The organism is Hymenobacter taeanensis, from assembly GCF_013137895.1.
Classification (GTDB): domain Bacteria; phylum Bacteroidota; class Bacteroidia; order Cytophagales; family Hymenobacteraceae; genus Hymenobacter; species Hymenobacter taeanensis.
In genome coordinates, this window is the sequence record NZ_CP053538.1 from 1,443,470 (window position 1) to 1,461,695 (window position 18,226).

At 59.6% G+C, this 18,226-nt stretch carries 15 protein-coding genes; 3 read left to right on the plus strand and 12 right to left on the minus strand.

Annotated features, from left to right (window positions below; genetic code table 11):
• Positions 1–86 precede the first annotated feature (86 nt).
• The 5 genes from HMJ29_RS06195 to HMJ29_RS06210 form a co-directional block, all read right to left on the minus strand.
• Positions 87–926 (minus strand): MIP/aquaporin family protein, encoded by an 840-nt coding sequence (locus HMJ29_RS06195; RefSeq protein ID WP_171590658.1) that lies wholly within the window; start codon positions 924–926, stop codon positions 87–89.
• Positions 927–1,018: 92 nt separating this feature from the next.
• Positions 1,019–3,028 (minus strand): type I pullulanase, encoded by a 2,010-nt coding sequence (gene pulA / locus HMJ29_RS06200; RefSeq protein ID WP_171590659.1) that lies wholly within the window; start codon positions 3,026–3,028, stop codon positions 1,019–1,021.
• Positions 3,029–3,281: 253 nt separating this feature from the next.
• Entirely contained in the window at positions 3,282–4,016 is a 735-nt protein-coding gene (locus HMJ29_RS06205; RefSeq protein ID WP_171590660.1) for an alpha/beta fold hydrolase, read from the minus strand.
• Between the two features lie 55 nt (positions 4,017–4,071).
• Positions 4,072–4,305, minus strand: coding sequence for a type 2 periplasmic-binding domain-containing protein (locus HMJ29_RS20445; RefSeq protein WP_253805667.1), 234 nt, complete (start codon positions 4,303–4,305; stop codon positions 4,072–4,074).
• The gene (locus HMJ29_RS06210) at positions 4,233–5,000 is read right to left on the minus strand and encodes a LysR substrate-binding domain-containing protein (protein WP_253805668.1); all 768 of its coding nucleotides are present in this window, start codon (positions 4,998–5,000) and stop codon (positions 4,233–4,235) included. The genes HMJ29_RS20445 and HMJ29_RS06210 overlap by 73 nt, the downstream gene beginning before the upstream one ends.
• Before the next feature lie 178 nt (positions 5,001–5,178).
• On the opposite strand from HMJ29_RS06210, the gene HMJ29_RS06215 reads away from it, so the two are divergent.
• Positions 5,179–6,693 carry a catalase gene (locus tag HMJ29_RS06215; protein WP_171590661.1) on the plus strand — a complete coding sequence of 505 codons (1,515 nt, stop codon included), beginning with the start codon at positions 5,179–5,181 and terminating at the stop codon, positions 6,691–6,693.
• A 128-nt stretch (positions 6,694–6,821) separates the two neighbouring features.
• Positions 6,822–7,181, plus strand: a complete 360-nt coding sequence (locus tag HMJ29_RS06220) for a hypothetical protein (protein ID WP_171590662.1) — start codon at positions 6,822–6,824, stop codon at positions 7,179–7,181.
• A gap of 46 nt (positions 7,182–7,227) precedes the next feature.
• On the opposite strand, the gene HMJ29_RS06225 is transcribed toward HMJ29_RS06220, so the two are convergent.
• The 7 genes from HMJ29_RS06225 to HMJ29_RS06255 all read right to left on the minus strand — a co-directional run bounded on the left by HMJ29_RS06225 (position 7,228) and on the right by HMJ29_RS06255 (position 16,970).
• Positions 7,228–8,688 carry a M16 family metallopeptidase gene (locus HMJ29_RS06225; protein WP_171590663.1) on the minus strand — a complete coding sequence of 487 codons (1,461 nt, stop codon included), beginning with the start codon at positions 8,686–8,688 and terminating at the stop codon, positions 7,228–7,230.
• A gap of 9 nt (positions 8,689–8,697) precedes the next feature.
• Complete coding sequence (locus HMJ29_RS06230; protein WP_171590664.1) at positions 8,698–10,140, minus strand: M16 family metallopeptidase; 1,443 nt, start codon at positions 10,138–10,140, stop codon at positions 8,698–8,700.
• Between the two features lie 294 nt (positions 10,141–10,434).
• On the minus strand, positions 10,435–11,772 hold the full coding sequence (locus HMJ29_RS06235; RefSeq protein ID WP_171590665.1) for a family 1 glycosylhydrolase: 1,338 nt from the start codon (positions 11,770–11,772) through the stop codon (positions 10,435–10,437).
• Positions 11,773–11,936: 164 nt separating this feature from the next.
• A complete protein-coding gene (locus tag HMJ29_RS06240) occupies positions 11,937–13,628 on the minus strand; it encodes a GMC family oxidoreductase (protein WP_171590666.1) in 1,692 nt (563 codons plus the stop codon).
• A 134-nt stretch (positions 13,629–13,762) separates the two neighbouring features.
• Entirely contained in the window at positions 13,763–14,365 is a 603-nt protein-coding gene (locus HMJ29_RS06245; protein ID WP_171590667.1) for a gluconate 2-dehydrogenase subunit 3 family protein, read from the minus strand.
• Positions 14,366–14,653: 288 nt separating this feature from the next.
• Entirely contained in the window at positions 14,654–15,655 is a 1,002-nt protein-coding gene (locus HMJ29_RS06250; protein WP_171590668.1) for an SDR family oxidoreductase, read from the minus strand.
• Positions 15,656–15,836: 181 nt separating this feature from the next.
• Positions 15,837–16,970, minus strand: coding sequence for an alkene reductase (locus HMJ29_RS06255; RefSeq protein WP_171590669.1), 1,134 nt, complete (start codon positions 16,968–16,970; stop codon positions 15,837–15,839).
• A 297-nt stretch (positions 16,971–17,267) separates the two neighbouring features.
• Here HMJ29_RS06255 and HMJ29_RS06260 point away from each other — a divergent pair, with 297 nt between their 5' ends.
• Complete coding sequence (locus HMJ29_RS06260; RefSeq protein WP_244678830.1) at positions 17,268–18,206, plus strand: NmrA family NAD(P)-binding protein; 939 nt, start codon at positions 17,268–17,270, stop codon at positions 18,204–18,206.
• Positions 18,207–18,226 lie beyond the last annotated feature (20 nt).

Below are 18,226 nucleotides of genomic sequence, written 5' to 3' on the forward strand. Positions count from 1 at the left end.
GAGGTGATACAGGGAGAGGTAAGAAGTGAATAGCACATCACCCGTACTCCTTTGTCACCTCATCTCTTAATTACGCCATCACCTCATCACGTATTTCCCTCATTTGGGTACTGCGGGGGCTCTTCGCCGGGGGAATGGGGTGAGGAAGGGCTGGGGCTGCAGCCGGCCACGATGGCACATTGCAGGTTCTCGCCGTGATGGAAGCGCCGGAACAGAACGGTAGCCAGCCACATGGCCACCGAAGGCGCCACCCAGTATACCCACATGCCGTAGTACTCACCAGCGGCCACTGCCGAGCCCAGCGTGCGGGCCGGGTTCAGGCTCATGCCTGAATAGGGCGTTTCGTACACGATGTATAGAGCCAGCAGGGCACCTATCAGCCAACCGGCCAGCTCCTTGAGCTTTTTGGAATGCAGAGCCAGGAGCAGCACCAGCATCAGGATAAAGGAAATGACAAATTCTCCGGCAAAAGCCAGCAGCACGCCCCGCGGCAGCGGTACGGGCTGCGTAACGGTGTAGTTTACGGTAGGATGCGCGTAGAGCTTGCCTAGTATCAGCTTCAGCAGCTGCGCCGCGCTAATGGCCCCGGCTACCTGAGCCAGCACGTACCACACGGCATCGGCAGTCCGGATTTTGCCTAGTTGCCAGAAGGCCAGCGTAACGGCCGGGTTGATGTGAGCACCCGATTTCTTGCCCCAGGGGCTGTACACTATGAGCACAATCACTACTCCCATGGCCAGGCCCATCAGCCAGTGCCGGGCCGTGTCGTTAGTTTGCAGAGCCTGCCGCACGGGTGAGGCCGGGTGCTCCAGCAGAGTAGTCAGGAGTCCCGCATTCGTCACAAAGAAGCCAATACCGAGTGCTTCGGCTAGGTAATGAGACCAATGACGACGGAAGGCGGAACGAAGTTGGGTGAGGAAGAGCATGGAGCAACCACGGGCAGGAAGAGTGGCCTAGCTACAACGAAACCCACCGTACGCAGTTACTACGCCCGAGCTTACAGCTGCCCGCCCCTGGCCTAGCGCTGCACCAGAATCAGGGCCGAGGAGGCAGGCACTTCCACGGTCAGGGTTTCGCCCGCGCCCTCTACCGTCCGGATTCCCTGCTGACTGATTTGGTCGCCGGCCAGCACCACGGAGTAACGCCCGCCGGGAATGGGCAGCCTGGCGGTCTGGCGGTTACCGTTAAAGAGCACCACAATGTTGTTCCAGGTATCGCCGCCGGCGTAGCCTTTCAGGCGGTACCCGATGGTAGTGGCCGGCAGGTTGGGCAAAAACTCCAGGTGCTGCTGCACCAGCTCTTGGGTGGGTAGCCGGAAGGCCGGGTGGGCGCGCCGCAGGGCAATGAGCTGGCGGTAAAACTGGTTGATGCGCAGGTACTGCGCTTTCCGCGCCCAATCAAGCTGATTAACGCTATCGGGGAGGTTGTAGGAGTTGTGGGAGCCGCCTTTAGTCCGCAGGAAATCATCACCCACGGGCAGGAACGGCACACCCTGCGAGGTAAACACGATGGTGTTGCTGAGCAAATCCATCTTTATCAGCTCCTCTTCTGATGCGCCGGGGTTGGAAACCGTGAGCTTATCCCAGAGCACCCGGTCGTCGTGGCAGGCTACGTAGTTGATGGCCTGCATAGGTGAAGTGGCCCAGGGCGCTTTCGAGTAATTGACCTTGGCGTAATCAAGCTGGGGGTGCTGGGTGGCGGCCACAATGCCAAACTTCACACTCTCCTCCAGCCCCGGCTGCCCGCTGGCAAAGCCGGGCTCAGTCTGGCGGGCGTAGTGGCCCTTCACGCCGTCGCGCAGCTCATCGCCGAAGGCGGCAATGCGGTCAAGACGGCCTACGTTGGCTTTCACGGCCCGCTCCTGCTCAGGCAGGGGGCTGGCGCCGGCGGCCCACCCTTCGCCGTACACGAAAATGCTATGGTCAATCTGATCCAGGGCCACGCGCACGGCCCGCATCGTCCGGATATCCAGAATGCCCATGAGGTCGAACCGGAACCCATCAACGTGGTACTCCCGGGCCCAGTAGGCCACCGACTCCACGATGAGCTTGCGCACCATGGGCCGCTCCGAGGCTACTTCATTGCCGCAGGCGGCAGCATCAGAATAGGAGCCATCGGGGTTGTGGCGGTAGTAGTAGCCAGGCACCAGCTGCTCAAAGGAGCTGCGGCCGGCGTCGGCGGTGTGGTTGTACACCACGTCCAGCACCAACCGTAGGCCACTGCCGTGCAGGGTTTGCACCATCTGCTTCATCTCCCGGATGCGGCTGGCCGGGTCGGCGGGGTCGGTGGCGTAGGAGCCCTCCGGCACGGAGTAGTTCAGCGGGTCGTAGCCCCAGTTGTAGCGGTTCTGCTGGAGCAGGCTTTCGTCTACGGAGGCGAAGTCGTTGGTGGGCAGCAGGTGCACGTGGGTCAGGCCGAGCTCTGTGAGGTGGTCTAGGCCAGTTTTTACCTCTTCCGGGCCGCGGGTGCCGCTTTCAGCCACGCCCAAAAACTTGCCCTTGTGCTGCACCCCCGACTGCGGGTGCATGGTCAGGTCGCGCACGTGCACTTCGCCAATTACCACGTCGGTGGCCTGCCTGAGTCTGGGGCGCAGGTCGTCTTCCCACTGCGGCGGGTTCACGGTGGCGGGGTTTAGCAGGGCGCCCCGGTGGCCGTTTATGCCTACGGCGTGGGCGTAGGGGTCTGGCACTTCAGCCAGCTGCTTGCCCTTAATGGTGGCCTGCACCACGTAGAACCGGCCCGGCGGCTGGGCCGGCAGCGTGTAAGTCCAGGTGCCGCCCGTTGATTTCTGCATGGCGTATTCGGCCACCGGCGTGCCCCCAGCGCCTTCCGCATAGAGCTTCAGCGCCAGCGTTTCCGCAGTAGGCGCCCACACCCGCAGGTGCGCTTGGCCCCGCACGAACGTCAGGCCTAGGTCGGGACCATCATAGGTAGGGTACAGGGCATACGGGTCTGTAATGCGAGCGGTGCGGCAGGTGGTGAGCGTCGCCAAGGAGAGCAGCAGCGGTAGGAAAAGCCAGGATTTCATGCGGAGCGGGAATGGGTCCACAAGTTCGGAGTTTTAACCGTTGCACGATGCGTGTTCAGGTGCCCGACTGGCCTATGGGTGTAGCAGTTGCTTTATCGGATTTTCTCTGGCCAGATCAGGCATGACAGCCAGTCGTGCTTGTCAAGCAGCTTACCGGGTACAAGACTGGCCTGGCAGCCGACCTAGATTCCTCGCTCCCGGCTTGATGCGCAACCTGCTCGGAATGACAGTTCTTTGGAAAGCAGCTGCGTGGCTACAATCGTTGCGCGAATGCGCGTAGCAGCTGCGCAACCTCTTCTGGGGCCTCATAGGGCAATAGGTGGCCTGTGCCGCCGATAATTTCCAGGGGCGTACCTGTGGGTAGCAACGGCAGAGTTTCCAGGCCGTGCACCGAGGGCGACATCACATCATCCTGGTCGCCGGCCACGATGGTGCAGGGCACCAGCACGTTGCACATCCGGGCGCTGATGTCTTCGCGGCTGGCGTGCAGCAGCCAGGCATCCCAGGCCAGGCGGGTGGTTTGCATGTTGTCCTTCAGAATTTGCTGATGGATATCTTCTGGCAGTGGCCTGACGGTTATTTTCTGGAAGGTTTTCTCGGCTTCGGCCAGCTTACCGTAGCTGCGCATGCTGGCCATCCGCTCCTCATCGGTCATGGGTTCTGGGGTGGGAGGCGAGGGCGTCAGCAGGGCCACGCCCACCAAGCCCGCGGGTTGGCGGGCCGCCAGCGCCAGCGCAATTTTGCCGCCCATGCTGTGGCCCACCAGCACGTAGCGCCCCACCTGCTTTTCCGCAATGATGCTGGCTATCTGGTCGGCGTAGGCATCAATTGAATAACCACCCCCAACGGGCGGCACCGATTCGCCAAAGCCAGAGAGGTCGGGGGCCAGGAAGGAGTAGGCGGGGGCCAGCAGCGCCGCCACCTGCTGAAATTCGCGGCCGGAGCCGGCCCAGTAGTGCAGGCCGATAAACGTGAGGGAGTCGGGCATACCTGCTTCTACGCGAACTAGGCGTTTCGGGTCCGGCAGTTGCGCTATAGTTGGCCTAGCGCCACTTTATCTTCTGCTGGGCCTTGCCCGCCTGTAGCCGCTCGGGCACCTGGCGCAGAATAATATCGCGCAGGGTGGTAAGTAGCGGCAGGCGCACGAACCCGTGGTGCACCACCAGGCTGATTTCCCGGACGGGCTCAGGCGCCTCAAACCGCTTCACCATGGGGTTATTGAGCTCGGGCAGCACCGAGAGCTCGGGCACCAAAGTATAACCGTGGTTGTGGCGCACCAGCTGCTTGAGCGTTTCAATAGAACCGCTTTCGTAGGTGAAGGGTCGGGTGGTATCCACGGGGCCGGGGAGCAGATGTTGAGCACCTGGTGGCGGAAGCAGTGGCCCTCCTGCAGCAGCCATAGGCCTGGGGCCCCCATATCCTGGGGGCTGATGGTGGCCTGCGGGTACAGCTCGTGGTTTTCGGAAATGTAGCCCAGAAAGGGTTCTTCCAGCACCGGAATCTCGCGCAGCTGCCGGTCGTCGAGGGGTGTTACCAACAGGCCTATATCGAGCTGGTTGTCTTTGAGCTGCTGAATAATCTGGGCCGACTGCAACTCCTCTACCTGCACCCTCAGCTTGGGGTAGCGCTCCACCAGCTCCACCAGAAATAGCGGCACTAAGTAAGGCGCCAAAGTCGGGATGATGCCCAGGCGCAACTCCCCCACCAGCTCATCTTTCTCTACCTGCACTACCTCGCGCAGCTGTTGCACCTCGCGCAGCACCCGCCGGGCCTGCTGCACCACTTTCGCGCCCACCGCTGTGGGCTGCACGCCCTTGGTGGTGCGGTCAAAGAGCAATACGCCCAATTCCTCCTCCAGCTTTTGCAGCTGCATGCTCAACGTAGGTTGCGTGACATGGCACTTCTCCGCTGCCAGCACAAACTGCCGGTGGGTATCAAGCGCCACTAAGTACTCAAGCTGCTGAATATTCATTGATTAACCTTTTGAACAACTCCGCGCCCTCCGCGGGAATCTGCATCAGAACAAATATAGACACACACTATACTACTATAAAAACAATCGATTTTACTTATACCTAACTAAGCTCAACCTTTGCCGCAGATCTGCTACCAAAGCGGGCCGCAGCCGACACCCCTTACTCTCTTTTCCTATGGAAGAATCAACTCAACCGAAGAAGCTTACCACTGCTTCTGGTCGCCCCATATTCGACAATCAAAATTCTCTGTCGGCCGGCGCACGCGGCCCCCTGTTGCTCCAGGACTACTTCCTGCACGAGAAGTCGGCCCACTTCAACCGCGAGCGTACCCCCGAGCGCGTAGTGCACGCCAAGGGCAGCGGCGCCTACGGTAAGTTCACCGTCACCCACGACATCACCCACCTGACCCGCGCCAAGCTCTTCAGCAAAGTAGGCAACGAGTGTAAGATGTTTGCCCGCTTTAGCACCGTAGGCGGCGAGAAAGGCTCAGCCGACACCGAGCGCGACCCCCGCGGCTTCGCCCTGAAATTCTACACCGAGGATGGCAACTGGGACCTGGTGGGTAACAACACGCCCGTATTCTTCGTGAAAGACCCGCTGAAGTTCACCGACTTCATTCATACCCAGAAGCGGGAGGCGCGCAGCAACCTGAAGTCACCCACCATGATGTGGGACTACTGGAGCCTGAACCCCGAGAGCCTGCATCAGGTCACTATCCTGATGTCGGACCGCGGCACACCCTACGGCTACCGTCACATGCACGGCTACGGCTCGCACACCTTCTCCCTGATCAACGCCGAGAATGAGCGCGTGTGGGTGAAGTTCCACTTCCACACCCAGCAGGGCATCAAGAACCTAACCAGCGAAGAGGCTACCCGCCTGAAGGGTGAAAACCCCGATTTCGCGCAGCAGGACTTGGTAGAGGCCATCGACAACGGCGACTTCCCGCGCTGGACGATGTTCATCCAGACCATGACCGAGGAGCAGGCCCGCGACTTCCGCTGGAACCCCTTCGACCTGACCAAAGTGTGGCCCCAGGGCGAGTTTCCGCTGCAGCAGGTAGGCGTGATGGAGCTGAACCAAGTGCCCAACAACTACCACGCGCATGTAGAGCAGGCCGCCTTCGCCCCCGCCCACGTGGTAGACGGCATCGGTTACTCGCCCGACAAAATGCTGCAGGGCCGCATCCTGAGCTACCCCGATGCGCACCGCTACCGCCTGGGTGCCAACTACGAGCACCTGCCCGTAAACGCCTGCCCCTTCGGCTTCAGCAACTACCAGCGCGACGGCCAAATGGCCCTCGGCGACAACGGCGGCCCCGGCCCCAACTACTTCCCCAACTCCTTCGACGGCCCCGTGGAAGACAAAACCCAGGGTGAGCCCGCCCAGGAGCTCAACGGTTTTGCTGCCCGCTACGACCGCAACGAAGGCCCCGGCAACGACGACCACTACACCCAGGCCGGCAACCTGTTCCGCCTCCTCGACGCCCAGGCTCAGCGCAACCTCATCGACAACATCGTCGGCTCCATGAGCGGCATCAACGGTCCGAAAAAGGACCTCATCACCCAGCGCCAGCTCTGCCACTGGTTCCGCGCCGACATCCGCCTGGGCATGTACATCGCCAAAGGTCTGGGAGTTGATGTAGAAATGCCAACCCAGCACCCCCAGCCTGCCGAAGCAGCTGTGTAAACCCAACTTCGCACACCATTGCAACAAAACAGCCGCTCCGAATACCCGGAGCGGCTGTTTGCGTTTGTGCATTTATGTGCCACTTTTGAGTCACTTGGCATCATGCGCCACCTGATTTATCGCCTGATATGAGCCTGTTTAAACGGTTTCTTGCACTAAATACTTATCTGTCATACGCCTTTATAGCATTCTGCTTCGCCTTTGCTTTGGGGTGTGCAGTTTATTTCATCTTCGTACGCACACCTCAGTTTTTATTCACGATTAAAAAAGACCTGAGCAAAAATGCAAGATTGATGGCTTTAATTGGAGAGGAGACTGGCTATACGGTGTATTATTCAGGAGAGGAAGCGCCTCAAAGGATTTTCAGAGTAAAGATTACTGGTGGTTGTACTAATGCAAGTCTAACTGTAAGCGGCACTTACAACAATGAGACTTATGTCGTAACTGATGCAGTTATCATTAAATGCTTGCGCACCAACAAACTATAGAGCAACCTTATCAGCTGAGGAGGGAAACTAGTTTTCTAACTTTAGTTTATAGCGCCTTCTTCCGGCTCTCCTTAAACTTCTTGATCTGAGGGTCGATGATTTTCTTGTCGCCGACTACCACAATGGTCATGGCCTCGGGGCGGACGTATTTGCGGGCGGTTTCGGATACTTGCTGGGGCGTAACGGCGTTAATATTCTTCACCTGCTCGGTGAGGTAGCTGTCGGGGAGGCCGTGCAGGTCGAGGGTGTTAAGCTGACCAATGATGCCGCCCGGCGTGGAGTTGCGCAGTACAAACAGGCCCGACTCATAGTTCTGAATGCCTTTCAACTCCTCGGCGGTGGGCGGGGTTTTCTGAAGGCGCTCAATCTCGTACACGATTTCCTTGAGCGAGTTACCGGTTTCCTGGGTCGTCACGTCGGCATTCTGGCTCCAGTTGCCGGCCCGGTAGTGCGTCTCAATGAAGCTATAGGGCGAGTACGTATAGCCCTTGTCCTCGCGGATGTTGCGCGTGATGCGCGAGCCGAAGGAGCCGCCCAGCAGAGAGTTCATCACCCGCACCTTCATATAGTCGGGATGCGAAGGATCGACGACGGGCATGCCAATGACGATGGTCGACTGGGGGGCACTAGGCCTGTCGATGGTCATTACGTCGGGTCGGATCTGGGCTTTGGCAATTTCAATGTGGGGTACCGGGCCTTTGGTCCAGTCGCTCCAGCTTTTCGTGATGGCCTGGCGCAGCGCGGCTTGGTCAAACTTGCCGGCCACGTACACGCTGGTGCGCTGGGCACCGTACTGGTTCTGGTAGAAGGCCTTCACCTGCTCCATGGTTAAGGCATCGATGGCGGCATCGGTGGGGATAGGCCTACCGTAGGGATGGTTGCCGTAGAGCGAGGCCGTAAACTTCTGGCGGGCCTGAGTGCCGGGCTGAGCACGGGCCAGGTTCATCTGGCGCTTAAAGTCGCTTTTGATGCGGGGCAGCTCGCTGGCCGGTAGAGCGGGGTGCTGCACTACATCAGCCATCAGAGCGGCTAGCTCGGGCGCAAACTCCGACAGGCAGGAGGCCCAGATATTGGTTTGGTCCTGGCCTACGGAGATGTTCAGAGAGCCGCCCATGCGGGCCACTCTATCGGCCAGCTGGCTGGCGCTGAGGGTGCTGGTGCCCTCGTTCATCAGCTTGCCCAGCAAGTCAGCCACGCCTACCTCATCGGCCACTTCATGCACGTTACCGGCCTGAATGGCTACCATCATCGTGACCTTGGGCACCTGGCCGTACGGCACCAGCCTGGCTTTCAGGCCATTGGGCAGTTCAAATTCTTCCTTAGCCGGTAGGGCAAAGTCGCGGGGTGTGCCGCCGGGCGGGGGCGTTTCTTTGGGCGTGCTTGCTACTACGGGAGCGGCGGGTTTGGCAGTGGCCCCCGGTTTGGCGGCAGGTTTAGTTTGGGCTGAGGCCTCTAGGCCAGTGGTGAGCAGGGCCGCACTTAGCAACCCGATATAAAACGGTTTCATAGATCGGGGTTAGCTCTTGGCCAATGGGTTTACAACTACAATAGTGCGGTTAGTGGGCCGCAGGTATTCCTGAATGGTGCGCTGCATGATGGCCGGCGTGATTTTGCGAAACTCGCCTTCCAGCGTGTTGATGCGCGAGGGGTCGTTATCAAACAACGCAAAAGCCGCCAGCATATCGGCCCGCCCAAAGTTATCGGAGCCCGAAAGCTGATCGTAGAGGCTGGAGCGCAGCTTCACCATGGCCAGATCAAGCGTCGGCTGATCAATGCCGCCTTTGGCTAACCGGTTTATTTCCTGATCAAGCACGCTCACCACAGAATCGGATTTCACCGTTTGGTCGTAGGTAAGGTTACCCATCCAGAGCATGGGGCCGGCATAGTTGAAGGCATTGCCGAGGTAGTTGATGCCGCCGCCTACGTCATCGGTCAGGCCGCGCTTCTGCACCATGGCTTGGTAGAGGCGCGAGTCTTTGCCTTGCAACAGAATCTGGTCGAGCAGGATGAGGGCGTAGTACTCGGGGGTGTTGCGCTCCGGCATGTGGTAGGCAAAGGCCAGGGCGGGCTTGGTGGCCAGCTTATCATCCTTGGTGAAGCGCTGCTCCTTTTCCTGGCGGGGCTCCGTGAGGTCGGGCTTGGGCGGCTGGGTTACGGCCGGGATATTACCGAAATACTTCTGTACCCAGGCCTTGGCCTCGGCGGGCTCAAAGTCGCCGACTACGGCAATGGCGGCGTTGTTGGGCGCGTAATACGTCTTGAAGAACGACTGCGCATCTTCTAGGGTAGCGGCGTCGAGGTCCTTCAGGTCGCCGTAGAAGTTGTGGGCGTTGTTCCAGTTTTTGTTGGCATACTGGGGCATGTCCAGCCACGGAAAGCCGCCGTAGGGCTGGTTGAGCACGTTCACGCGCACCTCGTTTTTCACCACGCCCTGCTGGTTGGTGAGGTTAGCCTGGTTGATAGCAAGGCCCCGCATCCGGTCGGCTTCGGCCCAGATAATGGTTTCCAGCTTGTGGGACGGCACCACCTCAAAATAGTTGGTGAAGTCAAAGCGCGTGGAGCCGTTGAGCACCCCGCCGTTCTTCTGAATCAGCTGAATGAACTCCATCTTACCCAGGTTCTGGGAGCCCTGAAACATCAGGTGCTCAAACAGGTGAGCAAACCCAGTCCGGTCGCGCGGCTCATTCCGAAACCCAATGTTGTAGTAGGCGGCCACCGTAGCCGTGGGGGCCGTATGGTCGGGCGACAGTACTACCTTCAGCCCATTCGGCAGGGTGTAGTACTCCACCGGAATCTGAAACGACGACGCGGCTGACGATGCCGAAGTAGCCTCGGCGGTGGGCGGTGGGGCGGTGCTGGTGGTGGCAACAGTCGTGGCTTTGGGGCTGCAGGCACCCAACGTCAGCAGGAAAGCTGCGCCCCAGCCCAGTGCCTGGCCTAGCGGAGTAAATTGCTTCATATCAATAAAATAGGAAGTGAGGAGTGAGAATACGCCCCTAACCTACACAAACTGAAGCAAAGAATTAATCCTACCCTATATAAGAAAAGCAATTAATCAACAAACCGACTTAGCAAGGGTATTGGCGGCTGGTTTCGGTCAATGAATAGGTGGTGGAGTGGCCTAGGGAAACCCCACCCCCGTCCCCTCCCCTCCGGGAGAGGGGTGCCAAATGACTTCTATGCCAGAACGCACCCCTCTCCCGGAGGGGAGGGGACGGGGGTGGGGTGCCGGATAGCTCAAAGCACTTCTACCCTACTTCTCCACCTTTAACGTGGCGGGGCGGCTGGTGAACTCGAAGACTTCGCCATGGGGCATGATGGTGATTTGGCCGAACTCGCGGATCATCATTTTGTAGCTCTCCCCTACCGGCCTGATACGGCGGTCGAGGTCGTAGAGGCCGCAGGCATTGACAGAGAGGCGCTTCTCGGCGAGGCTAATATCCCAGTCGAGCTGGTCGAGGAGGCTGTACCAAGTGAACCCCACCACGGGCACGCCATCTTGGCGAATGCGCTGCACGTTTACCCACTGCTTCCAGAGCCAGCATTCGGCGTCTTTCTTATCGAAGGTGTTGGTTTCAGTGTGCATCACGGGCTTGCGGTAGCGCTCGTAATATTGGCGCGTCATGGTGTACCAGCCCAGCACATCTTCGGCGGCGCACCACTCGCCGTTGGGCTTAATAATGCGCTCATTGCGGCCGTAGTAGTCGTTGCCCATAATCTGGTAGCCGGGCGGCTCACCGGCCATAAACCACTCCAGCTCCTGGCGGGTGAGGCCGTTATCGAGGCAGTAGAGCAGCACCTCGGCATCGAGAGTGTGGGCGTAGAGCAGGTCCAAGGACAAGAAGCGGAGCTTGTTGCTGAGGCGCACCGCGTCGCTTTCCACGGCGCGCATCTCATGAATGTACTCCGCTGATTCACTCTGCACGATGATGCAGTCGGGGCGGTACCGGGCAATTTGCTGGTTACCCATAATGCTGGCCGCCGCGCAGTGCTTCATGGCCGTGATGAAGGCGCGGTCATCCTTAAGCTGCTCATTCCAGATGCCATCTTTAGCGGAAGCGCGCGCCGTGACGTAAATCTCATTTACGGGCGTGTAGAAGCGCACCCAGGGGTAGCGCTTGGCCACGGCCCCACAGTACTCCGCGAAGTGCACCGGCAGCTCAGGGTTCTGGAAGTTGCCAATCCAGTCGGGCACCCCAAAGTGCATTAAGTCCAGAATGGGCGTAATGCCCAGGCGCTGAATTTCGGCCATGGCCTTATCGGCAAACTCCCAGTCAAACTTGCCCGGCGCTTTATGAATGAGATAGTACGGCAGGTTGTAGCGCAGCACCTTCAGGCCCAGCTCCTTCACCAGGCCCAGGTCCTCCTTGTAGCGGGTGTAGTGGTCCGTTTCGGCCAGCAGGTCGCGCCGGATGGTGCCGCCTGCAATAGTAGGATACGAGCACTCAATGCCGGTAGCGAACATGAAGTTGCCGGGGTTGCCGGTAGGTAGGCCACTGCCGTCGTGGCCGGCCGCACCGCCGTGCTCGTCGCCCTCATAATTGCCGTCGCCGTACTTGTCTTTAATATGCGTCAGGAAGCTTTTGGCCATGAGAACAGGGTGCGTTGATTACGCGAGCAATCAAGTGGAATATTAAAGGGCATGCTGAGCGCAGCCGAAGCATCTCGCGTGCCGATGCTGCCATGCTAATTCAACGGATGCGAGCGAGATGCTTCGACTCCGCTCAGCATGCCCTTTAGAGGAATACTCAGCTCCTACCCATCCAGCCGCTGCCGGGCTGCCAGAAACTTGTCGGCGGTGCGGAGGCTAAGGGCCATAATGGTGAGGGCCGGATTGACGCTGAGGGCGCTGGGGAAGACGGAGTTGTCGCAGATATAGAGGTTGGGCACATCGAAGGCGCGGCCGTCGGCATTCACTACCGCGTCGTCGCCGGAGAGGCCCATACGGGCGGTGCCAATGGTGTGGGCGTAGCGCTCAAAAGACCAGATATCGTGAGCCCCGGCGGCCTCCCAGATCTGGCGCATGAGCTTTTCGGCGTGAGCGTTCATGCGCTGCTCATTTTCCTGGGCCGTGAAATGGATGCGCGGCTTGGGCAGGCCCCGCCCGTCTTTTTCTTCGGCCAGCTCCAGGAAGTTGCTTTCGTGGGGCAGGCAGTCGCCGAGGATGTTAATGCCAGCGGTGTGGTTGTAGCTGCGCATGTAGTCGCGCAGCGGCTGGCCCCAGAGCTTGCGCTGGCGCGCCATCTGGGAGGCAAACGTCACGGGCATTACGCCGATGCTTTGCAGCAGGTAGCCGCCCGCAAAATCGGCATCGGCGGGCCGGTGAGTATCTTCAGAAATCAGGCCACCGGGAATGCCTTTGTAAGGCCGAATATCCTCATCGAAGGTGCCCCATACCTGCATGCCCGTATGGGCCATAAAGTTTTTGCCTACCTGCCCGCTGGTGAGGGCCAGCTCATTGAGCAGCAGCAAGCGGGGAGTTTCTACGGCCCCGGCGCACAGAAACAGGTGGCGGCAGCGCTGGCGCTTTTGCTCCCCCTGCTGGGTATACACCACGGCCGTTACATGGCCCTTGGCATCGCGCTCAATTTCCGTTACAAAGGCCTCCGACCGAATTTCGGCCCCGTAGGCCTCTGCTAATGGCAGGAAGGTGACGTCCATGCTGGCCTTGGCGCCGCGGTTGCAGCCGGCCTGGCAGAAGCCTCGGTTGGTGCAGGCTTCGCGCCAGCCAATACCCTCCTGGTAATAGCGCGCCGACAGCGCCGCATTGGCCGCGGGTGAGGTCTTGATGCCCAGGTCGGCGCAGGCTTTCTGCATGAGCAGCGCGGCTCCATTGAGGGGCAGCGGTGCCAGCGGGTAGCCTTTGCGGCGCTTGGCATCCCAGGGATAGGGCGTAGGCCCGCTGATGCCCAGGAAGTGCTCCAGCTCCTCATAGTAAGGCTCCAGCTCCTCAATCCCGAACGGCCAATCCACGCCCTTACCGAAGTCAGTGAACAGGCTTAGGTCGCCGCGGTGGGCGCGGGGCGTGTAGGCCGTGTAGTGCAGGGTAGAGCCGCCCACGCCGGTGCCGGAGTTGTTATTGCCGAAGGCCACCGGGTTCTGGCCCGCCGAAAGGCGCTCATCGTTCCAGAACAGGAAATGCTGAGCTTTTTCGTCGGTAGCGTAGTCCTGGGTAGGGTCGCGGCGGGGGCCGGCTTCCAGGGCTACTACTTTCAGGCCAGCCATGGCCAGTCGGGCCAGCAAGGGCGCACCCCCGGCACCGGTACCTATTACCACGCAGTCTACCTCGTCCACGGGGTCGGGGAGCGGGGCAGCCTGTTCCATTTCACTGGGTGCTTCAACGGGCAGCGCATCGTTTTCAGCCAGGATGCTTTTGAGCAAGGGGTCCTGAACTTCCGGTTTTATAGGGTTCAGCACACCCTCTTCCAGTACTTCTTCGTCGGGCATATTCGGTGGAATTGTGAAAGTGTGATTGAGTGACGTAGTGAGGTGTGAAGTAGTGAGTTTGTCGTTCGGCTGGCCCAGACCGCGCTACTGGCGCCTGTAACGCAGAGAGAACATCAACTCATTAGGTCACTTGATCACTCTTTCACCGCTTCCGGCTCGCGGGGCTCTAGTTGATTGGGCTCAATGTGGGTCCAGCCGGGCACGTCGGCCATGCCCACGTACCCGATTTCCTCCTGAGCCAGTGGGTGCGAGTAGTAGGCTTCGGTTAGCTCGGCCAGCAGTTCTTCAAAAAAGCGGTTGATGGGCAGCTGCTGCCAGTTCTCGCCGGGAGCAGTGCCGTTAGCAATGACTTCCATAACCTGGTCCTGCTGCGCCTCGGGTAGTTGCTGGAATGGCAGTTGGAACAGCGCCTGGGCAGCCTGGTTGATACCACCCAGGCCCAGGCGGTAGGCCTCCCGGTCGGGCGGCATGGCATCATAGCGCCACCCATCGGAGTCGCCTTCCGCGAGGCGCTTGTCTACCACGGGGGCTAACTCAATGGGTTCTGCGCGTTCCGGCTGGGGGTAAATGCGCGCTGCCACGGCTCGCAGCAGCTCGTAGGTCCCCTCATCGAAGAACTGCGGCGTGTAAGGCGAAGTATCGAGGCGGGACAGCAGGGCGGCGCGGGTAGCTTCCGTCACGAGCTCGGTCTGGAGCAGGGCGCGCACGGTGCCTTCGGGGTAGTGAGGGGATGCCATTCGGGTCTGGAAATCAGCCGGTGAGATAGAAGAACTCAGCCTTTACTGACGAGCTAGGCCAGTGCAAGGTTTCTACTGAACAATAAAAGCGCTCCATCTGCTTAGAAAAGGCGCTTTTAAATGTGGTAGTTAGTATAGAACAAACCGTCATGCTGAGCTTGCCGAAGCATCTCTACTGCTTCGCTGCAATAGGCCTAGGCCAGAGATTAGCCAGAGGTAGAGAGGCTTCAGCAGGCTCAGCATGACATCCCTTTACTATCTTATTATTACTTCACCTCATCACCTCACTTACTGGTCGCTACTCATTTTGCCCCCCGTGACGTGGACGAGCGAGCCGGTCATGAAGGAGCCGTCCTGGGAGGCCAGCAGCACATAGGCGGGAGCCAGCTCTTCGGGCTGGCCGGGGCGGGCCAGGGCCACCTCGTGGCCGAACTTCTCGATTTCCTCCTTGGGCATAGTGCCGGGAATATTGGGCGTCCAGACGGGGCCGGGCACCACGCAGTTCACCCGAATGCCCCGCTCACCAAGGTAAGTAGCCAGGCTCTTGGTGAGGGCATGAATGGCCGACTTGGTGCAGGCGTAATCCACCAGAATCGGGATGCCGGTGAGGCCTACAATGCTGCCCGTGTTGATGATGCAGTCGCCCTGCTGGAGGTGCGGAATGGCGGCCTGCGCCATCCAGATATAACCGAGAATGTTGGTATCGAAGGTGCGGCGAATCTGCTCCTCGGAAATGTCCTCGAACTTCTCGGCGCTCATCTGGAAGGCGGCGTTGTTGACGAGAATATTGAGGCCGCCCAGCTCTTTGCGGGTCAGGCGCACGGCTTGTTTGCACTGTTCCGGGTCGCGCACATCTAACTGCAGCAAGAGGCACCGACGGTTCTGAGCTTCCACGAGGCGCTTCGTTTCCTCGGCATCCACAGTATTTTCATTGTAGAGTACCGCTACGTGAGCCCCCTCCATGGCAAAGGCCACCGCCACCGCCCGCCCGATGCCGGAGTCAGAGCCCGTGACCAGAGCAATCTTGTCCTGCAGTTTCCCGGCGGCCCGGTACGTAGAGAAGCTCATGGCCGGCTGCAAATCCATATCAGCCTGCTTGGCCGGATAAGGTAACTTTTGGGCATGCTTTTTCATCTCCTTCGCCGTAGGCCTCTTCACGGGCTCAGGCGCCGCAGAGGCTGCAGCCGCGGCTTTCTTAGCGGCTGGAGTAGCCGCTGTTTTTTTAGCTGGAGCTGCCTTAGCCTCCGATTTGGCAGTAGTAGAAGGGGTAGAAGTTTTCTTAGCAGCCATTAGCGTAGTGTGGGTTGGTTGTTTTTCTGCGTACGCAGATTTGGGCCCCGGCAGCTAACCCCACCCCCGGAGGATGTGGCGCATCAAGCCAGGGTGGGCCGGAGGTGGGATAAAACAAAACCCGCCCCAGCTTACGCCGGGGCGGGTTCTATAAGTGCCATTGCAGACAGGAAGCTGCTACTTAGTTATTCTGGTAGTCAACGGGCTCCTTCAAGTCTACGCCCTGTTCTTGCAGGGAGGGGTAGTCGATATAGCCTTTGTCGCCGGGCACGTAGAACGTGCTGGGGTCGGGGGTGTTGAGGGCGGCCCCGCTGCGGAAGCGCTCCACTAGGTCGGGGTTGGCAATAAACGGCACACCGAAAGCAATTACATCGGCTTCGTTGTTGGCCAGGGCTTCTTCGGCAGTTTCCTGAGTGTAGCCACCGTTTAGGATGAAGGTGCCATTGAAGATTTTGCGCAGGTGCGCAGCTACGGCTGGGGCACTGGGCTGGGCCATGGGGTGACCGGGCAGGGCCTCAATTACGTGCAGGTAAGCCAGGTTGAACTGGTTGAGCTGCTCTGTTACGTAGCTGAAGGTGCGTACCGGGTCGGAGTCCTTGATGCTGCTGCTGCCCTGGGGCGAGAGGCGGATACCTACGCGGTCGGCGCCCAGCTCGTCTACCACGGCCTTCACCACTTCCAAGGTAAAGCGGGCGCGGTTTTCTACGCTGCCACCGTACTCATCGGTGCGCTGGTTAGAACCGTCCTGAATGAACTGATCGAGCAGGTAGCCATTGGCGCCGTGGATTTCGGCGCCATCAAAACCGGCCAGCTTGGCGTTGCGAGCCGCCTGGCGGAACTGGTCTACAACGCCCGGAATTTCACTCAACTCCAGGGCGCGTGGCGTAGGTACATCCTCAAAGCCCTGGCCGGTGAAGGCCTTAGCTCCTTCAGGCTTGATGGCCGAGGGGCCTACGGGCAGCTCGCCGTTGTGGAAGAAAGGATGCGACACGCGGCCTACGTGCCAAAGCTGAATGAAAATGCGGCCGCCGGCTGCATGCACCGCGTCAGTTACCTTCTTCCAGCCAGCTACCTGCTCCTCGGTATAAATACCAGGGGTATTGATGTAACCCACGCCCTGAGCTGATACCTGCGAACCTTCCGTGATGATCAGGCCCGCCGAAGCGCGCTGCACGTAGTACTTTATTACCGAGTCGGTGGGTACGGTTTCCGGGTTAGTGGCGCGGCTCCGGGTCATGGGGGCCATGGCAAAACGGTTGGGCAGCGTGAGGGCGCCCACCTGAACGGACGAGAAAAGATGCGGAGTGTGATTCATGATGAAGTCGATGTACAGGAACCTGCTATGTGCGGATTCAGCGCATAGCAACTCGGGTAGGTACATATATGTTTCCACCATGGTTACATTTATTTTTATTCTTTCTTTAAGATGCTGAGGGTCTGTCAATAGTTGCAGCCTGTTAAACTGTAGCTCACCGCCAACCAAGTGGCCTACGTGCTCTGCTTGCTGCTTGAGTCATAGTAACCTTCTGTTATGCCCGGCTGTATTACCAGCTTCAGGCTTTACCCCCATGGGCAGACTGGCCTTTCTTACTTAACTTTTACCTCCTCTATTTTGACAGAACCTACTACTCCCCAGCCCCGTACCACGTCAGCTCCTGCTACCATTGTAGTAGCAGGCGCTACCGGCGACCTGGGTTTTCGCATTGCCAAGCACCTACTGCAACGTGGCGCCACTGTGCAGGCCCTGGTGCGGCCGGGTAGCAGCTCTAAGCCGGAGGCTATTGCCCTGCGCCAGCTGGGAGCCAGCCTTACTGAGGTAGACTACAACAGCCTTATTTCCCTGACGGAGGCCAGTGCTGGCGCCGGCTGTGTGGTTTCGGCGTTGTCGGGGCTGCGCGAGGAGATTGTGGGGATGCAGACCCGGCTGGCAAAAGCGGCCGTGGCAGCAGGCGTGCCGCGCTTCATCCCCTCCGACTATTCCATTGATTACACGAAGCTACCGAAAGGCTCTAACCGCAACCTCGACCTGCGCCGGGAGTTTAATGAGCGGCTAAATGAGCTGCCTCTCCAGGCCACGTCCGTCCTCAACGGTATGTTCGCGGACCTGCTGACCGGGCAGGCGCCGGTCGTGCTGTTTGGGCCCAAGAGGGTGCTCTACTGGGGCAACCCCGATCAGCCCCTGGATTTCACTACCACCGAAGATACCGCCGCCTTTACCGCCCTCGCGGCTCTTGACTCTACCACGCCCCGTTACCTGCGCGTGGCCGGCGAAGTAGCCACCATCCGAGACCTGCAGGCAGCTGCTACTGAGGCCACCGGTGAAAAGTTTGGCTTGCTGCGAGCAGGTGGCCTAGGGTTCCTAGCTGGCATGATCAAGGTCACGCGCACCCTCATGCCAGCCACTAACGAGGTATTTCCGCCCTGGCAGGGCATGCAATACCTCCACAACATGTTCACGGGTCTCCCCAAACTACAGCCCCTGGACAACGACCGGTACCCCGAGCTCCGCTGGACCTCCGTGCGCGAGGTGCTGGCATCACGTCAGAAGTAAGGCGGCGCAGTTCTCCCACA

Bases quoted from the DNA above. Each gene is read 5' to 3' on its own strand.
- HMJ29_RS06195 (WP_171590658.1), bottom strand. From the start codon at position 926: ATGCTCTTCCTCACCCAACTTCGTTCCGCCTTCCGTCGTCATTGGTCT.
- pulA (WP_171590659.1), bottom strand. From the start codon at position 3,028: ATGAAATCCTGGCTTTTCCTACCGCTGCTGCTCTCCTTGGCGACGCTC.
- HMJ29_RS06205 (WP_171590660.1), bottom strand. From the start codon at position 4,016: ATGCCCGACTCCCTCACGTTTATCGGCCTGCACTACTGGGCCGGCTCC.
- HMJ29_RS06210 (WP_253805668.1), bottom strand. From the start codon at position 5,000: ATGAATATTCAGCAGCTTGAGTACTTAGTGGCGCTTGATACCCACCGG.
- HMJ29_RS06215 (WP_171590661.1), top strand. From the start codon at position 5,179: ATGGAAGAATCAACTCAACCGAAGAAGCTTACCACTGCTTCTGGTCGC.
- HMJ29_RS06220 (WP_171590662.1), top strand. From the start codon at position 6,822: ATGAGCCTGTTTAAACGGTTTCTTGCACTAAATACTTATCTGTCATAC.
- HMJ29_RS06225 (WP_171590663.1), bottom strand. From the start codon at position 8,688: ATGAAACCGTTTTATATCGGGTTGCTAAGTGCGGCCCTGCTCACCACT.
- HMJ29_RS06230 (WP_171590664.1), bottom strand. From the start codon at position 10,140: ATGAAGCAATTTACTCCGCTAGGCCAGGCACTGGGCTGGGGCGCAGCT.
- HMJ29_RS06235 (WP_171590665.1), bottom strand. From the start codon at position 11,772: ATGGCCAAAAGCTTCCTGACGCATATTAAAGACAAGTACGGCGACGGC.
- HMJ29_RS06240 (WP_171590666.1), bottom strand. From the start codon at position 13,628: ATGCCCGACGAAGAAGTACTGGAAGAGGGTGTGCTGAACCCTATAAAA.
- HMJ29_RS06245 (WP_171590667.1), bottom strand. From the start codon at position 14,365: ATGGCATCCCCTCACTACCCCGAAGGCACCGTGCGCGCCCTGCTCCAG.
- HMJ29_RS06250 (WP_171590668.1), bottom strand. From the start codon at position 15,655: ATGGCTGCTAAGAAAACTTCTACCCCTTCTACTACTGCCAAATCGGAG.
- HMJ29_RS06255 (WP_171590669.1), bottom strand. From the start codon at position 16,970: ATGAATCACACTCCGCATCTTTTCTCGTCCGTTCAGGTGGGCGCCCTC.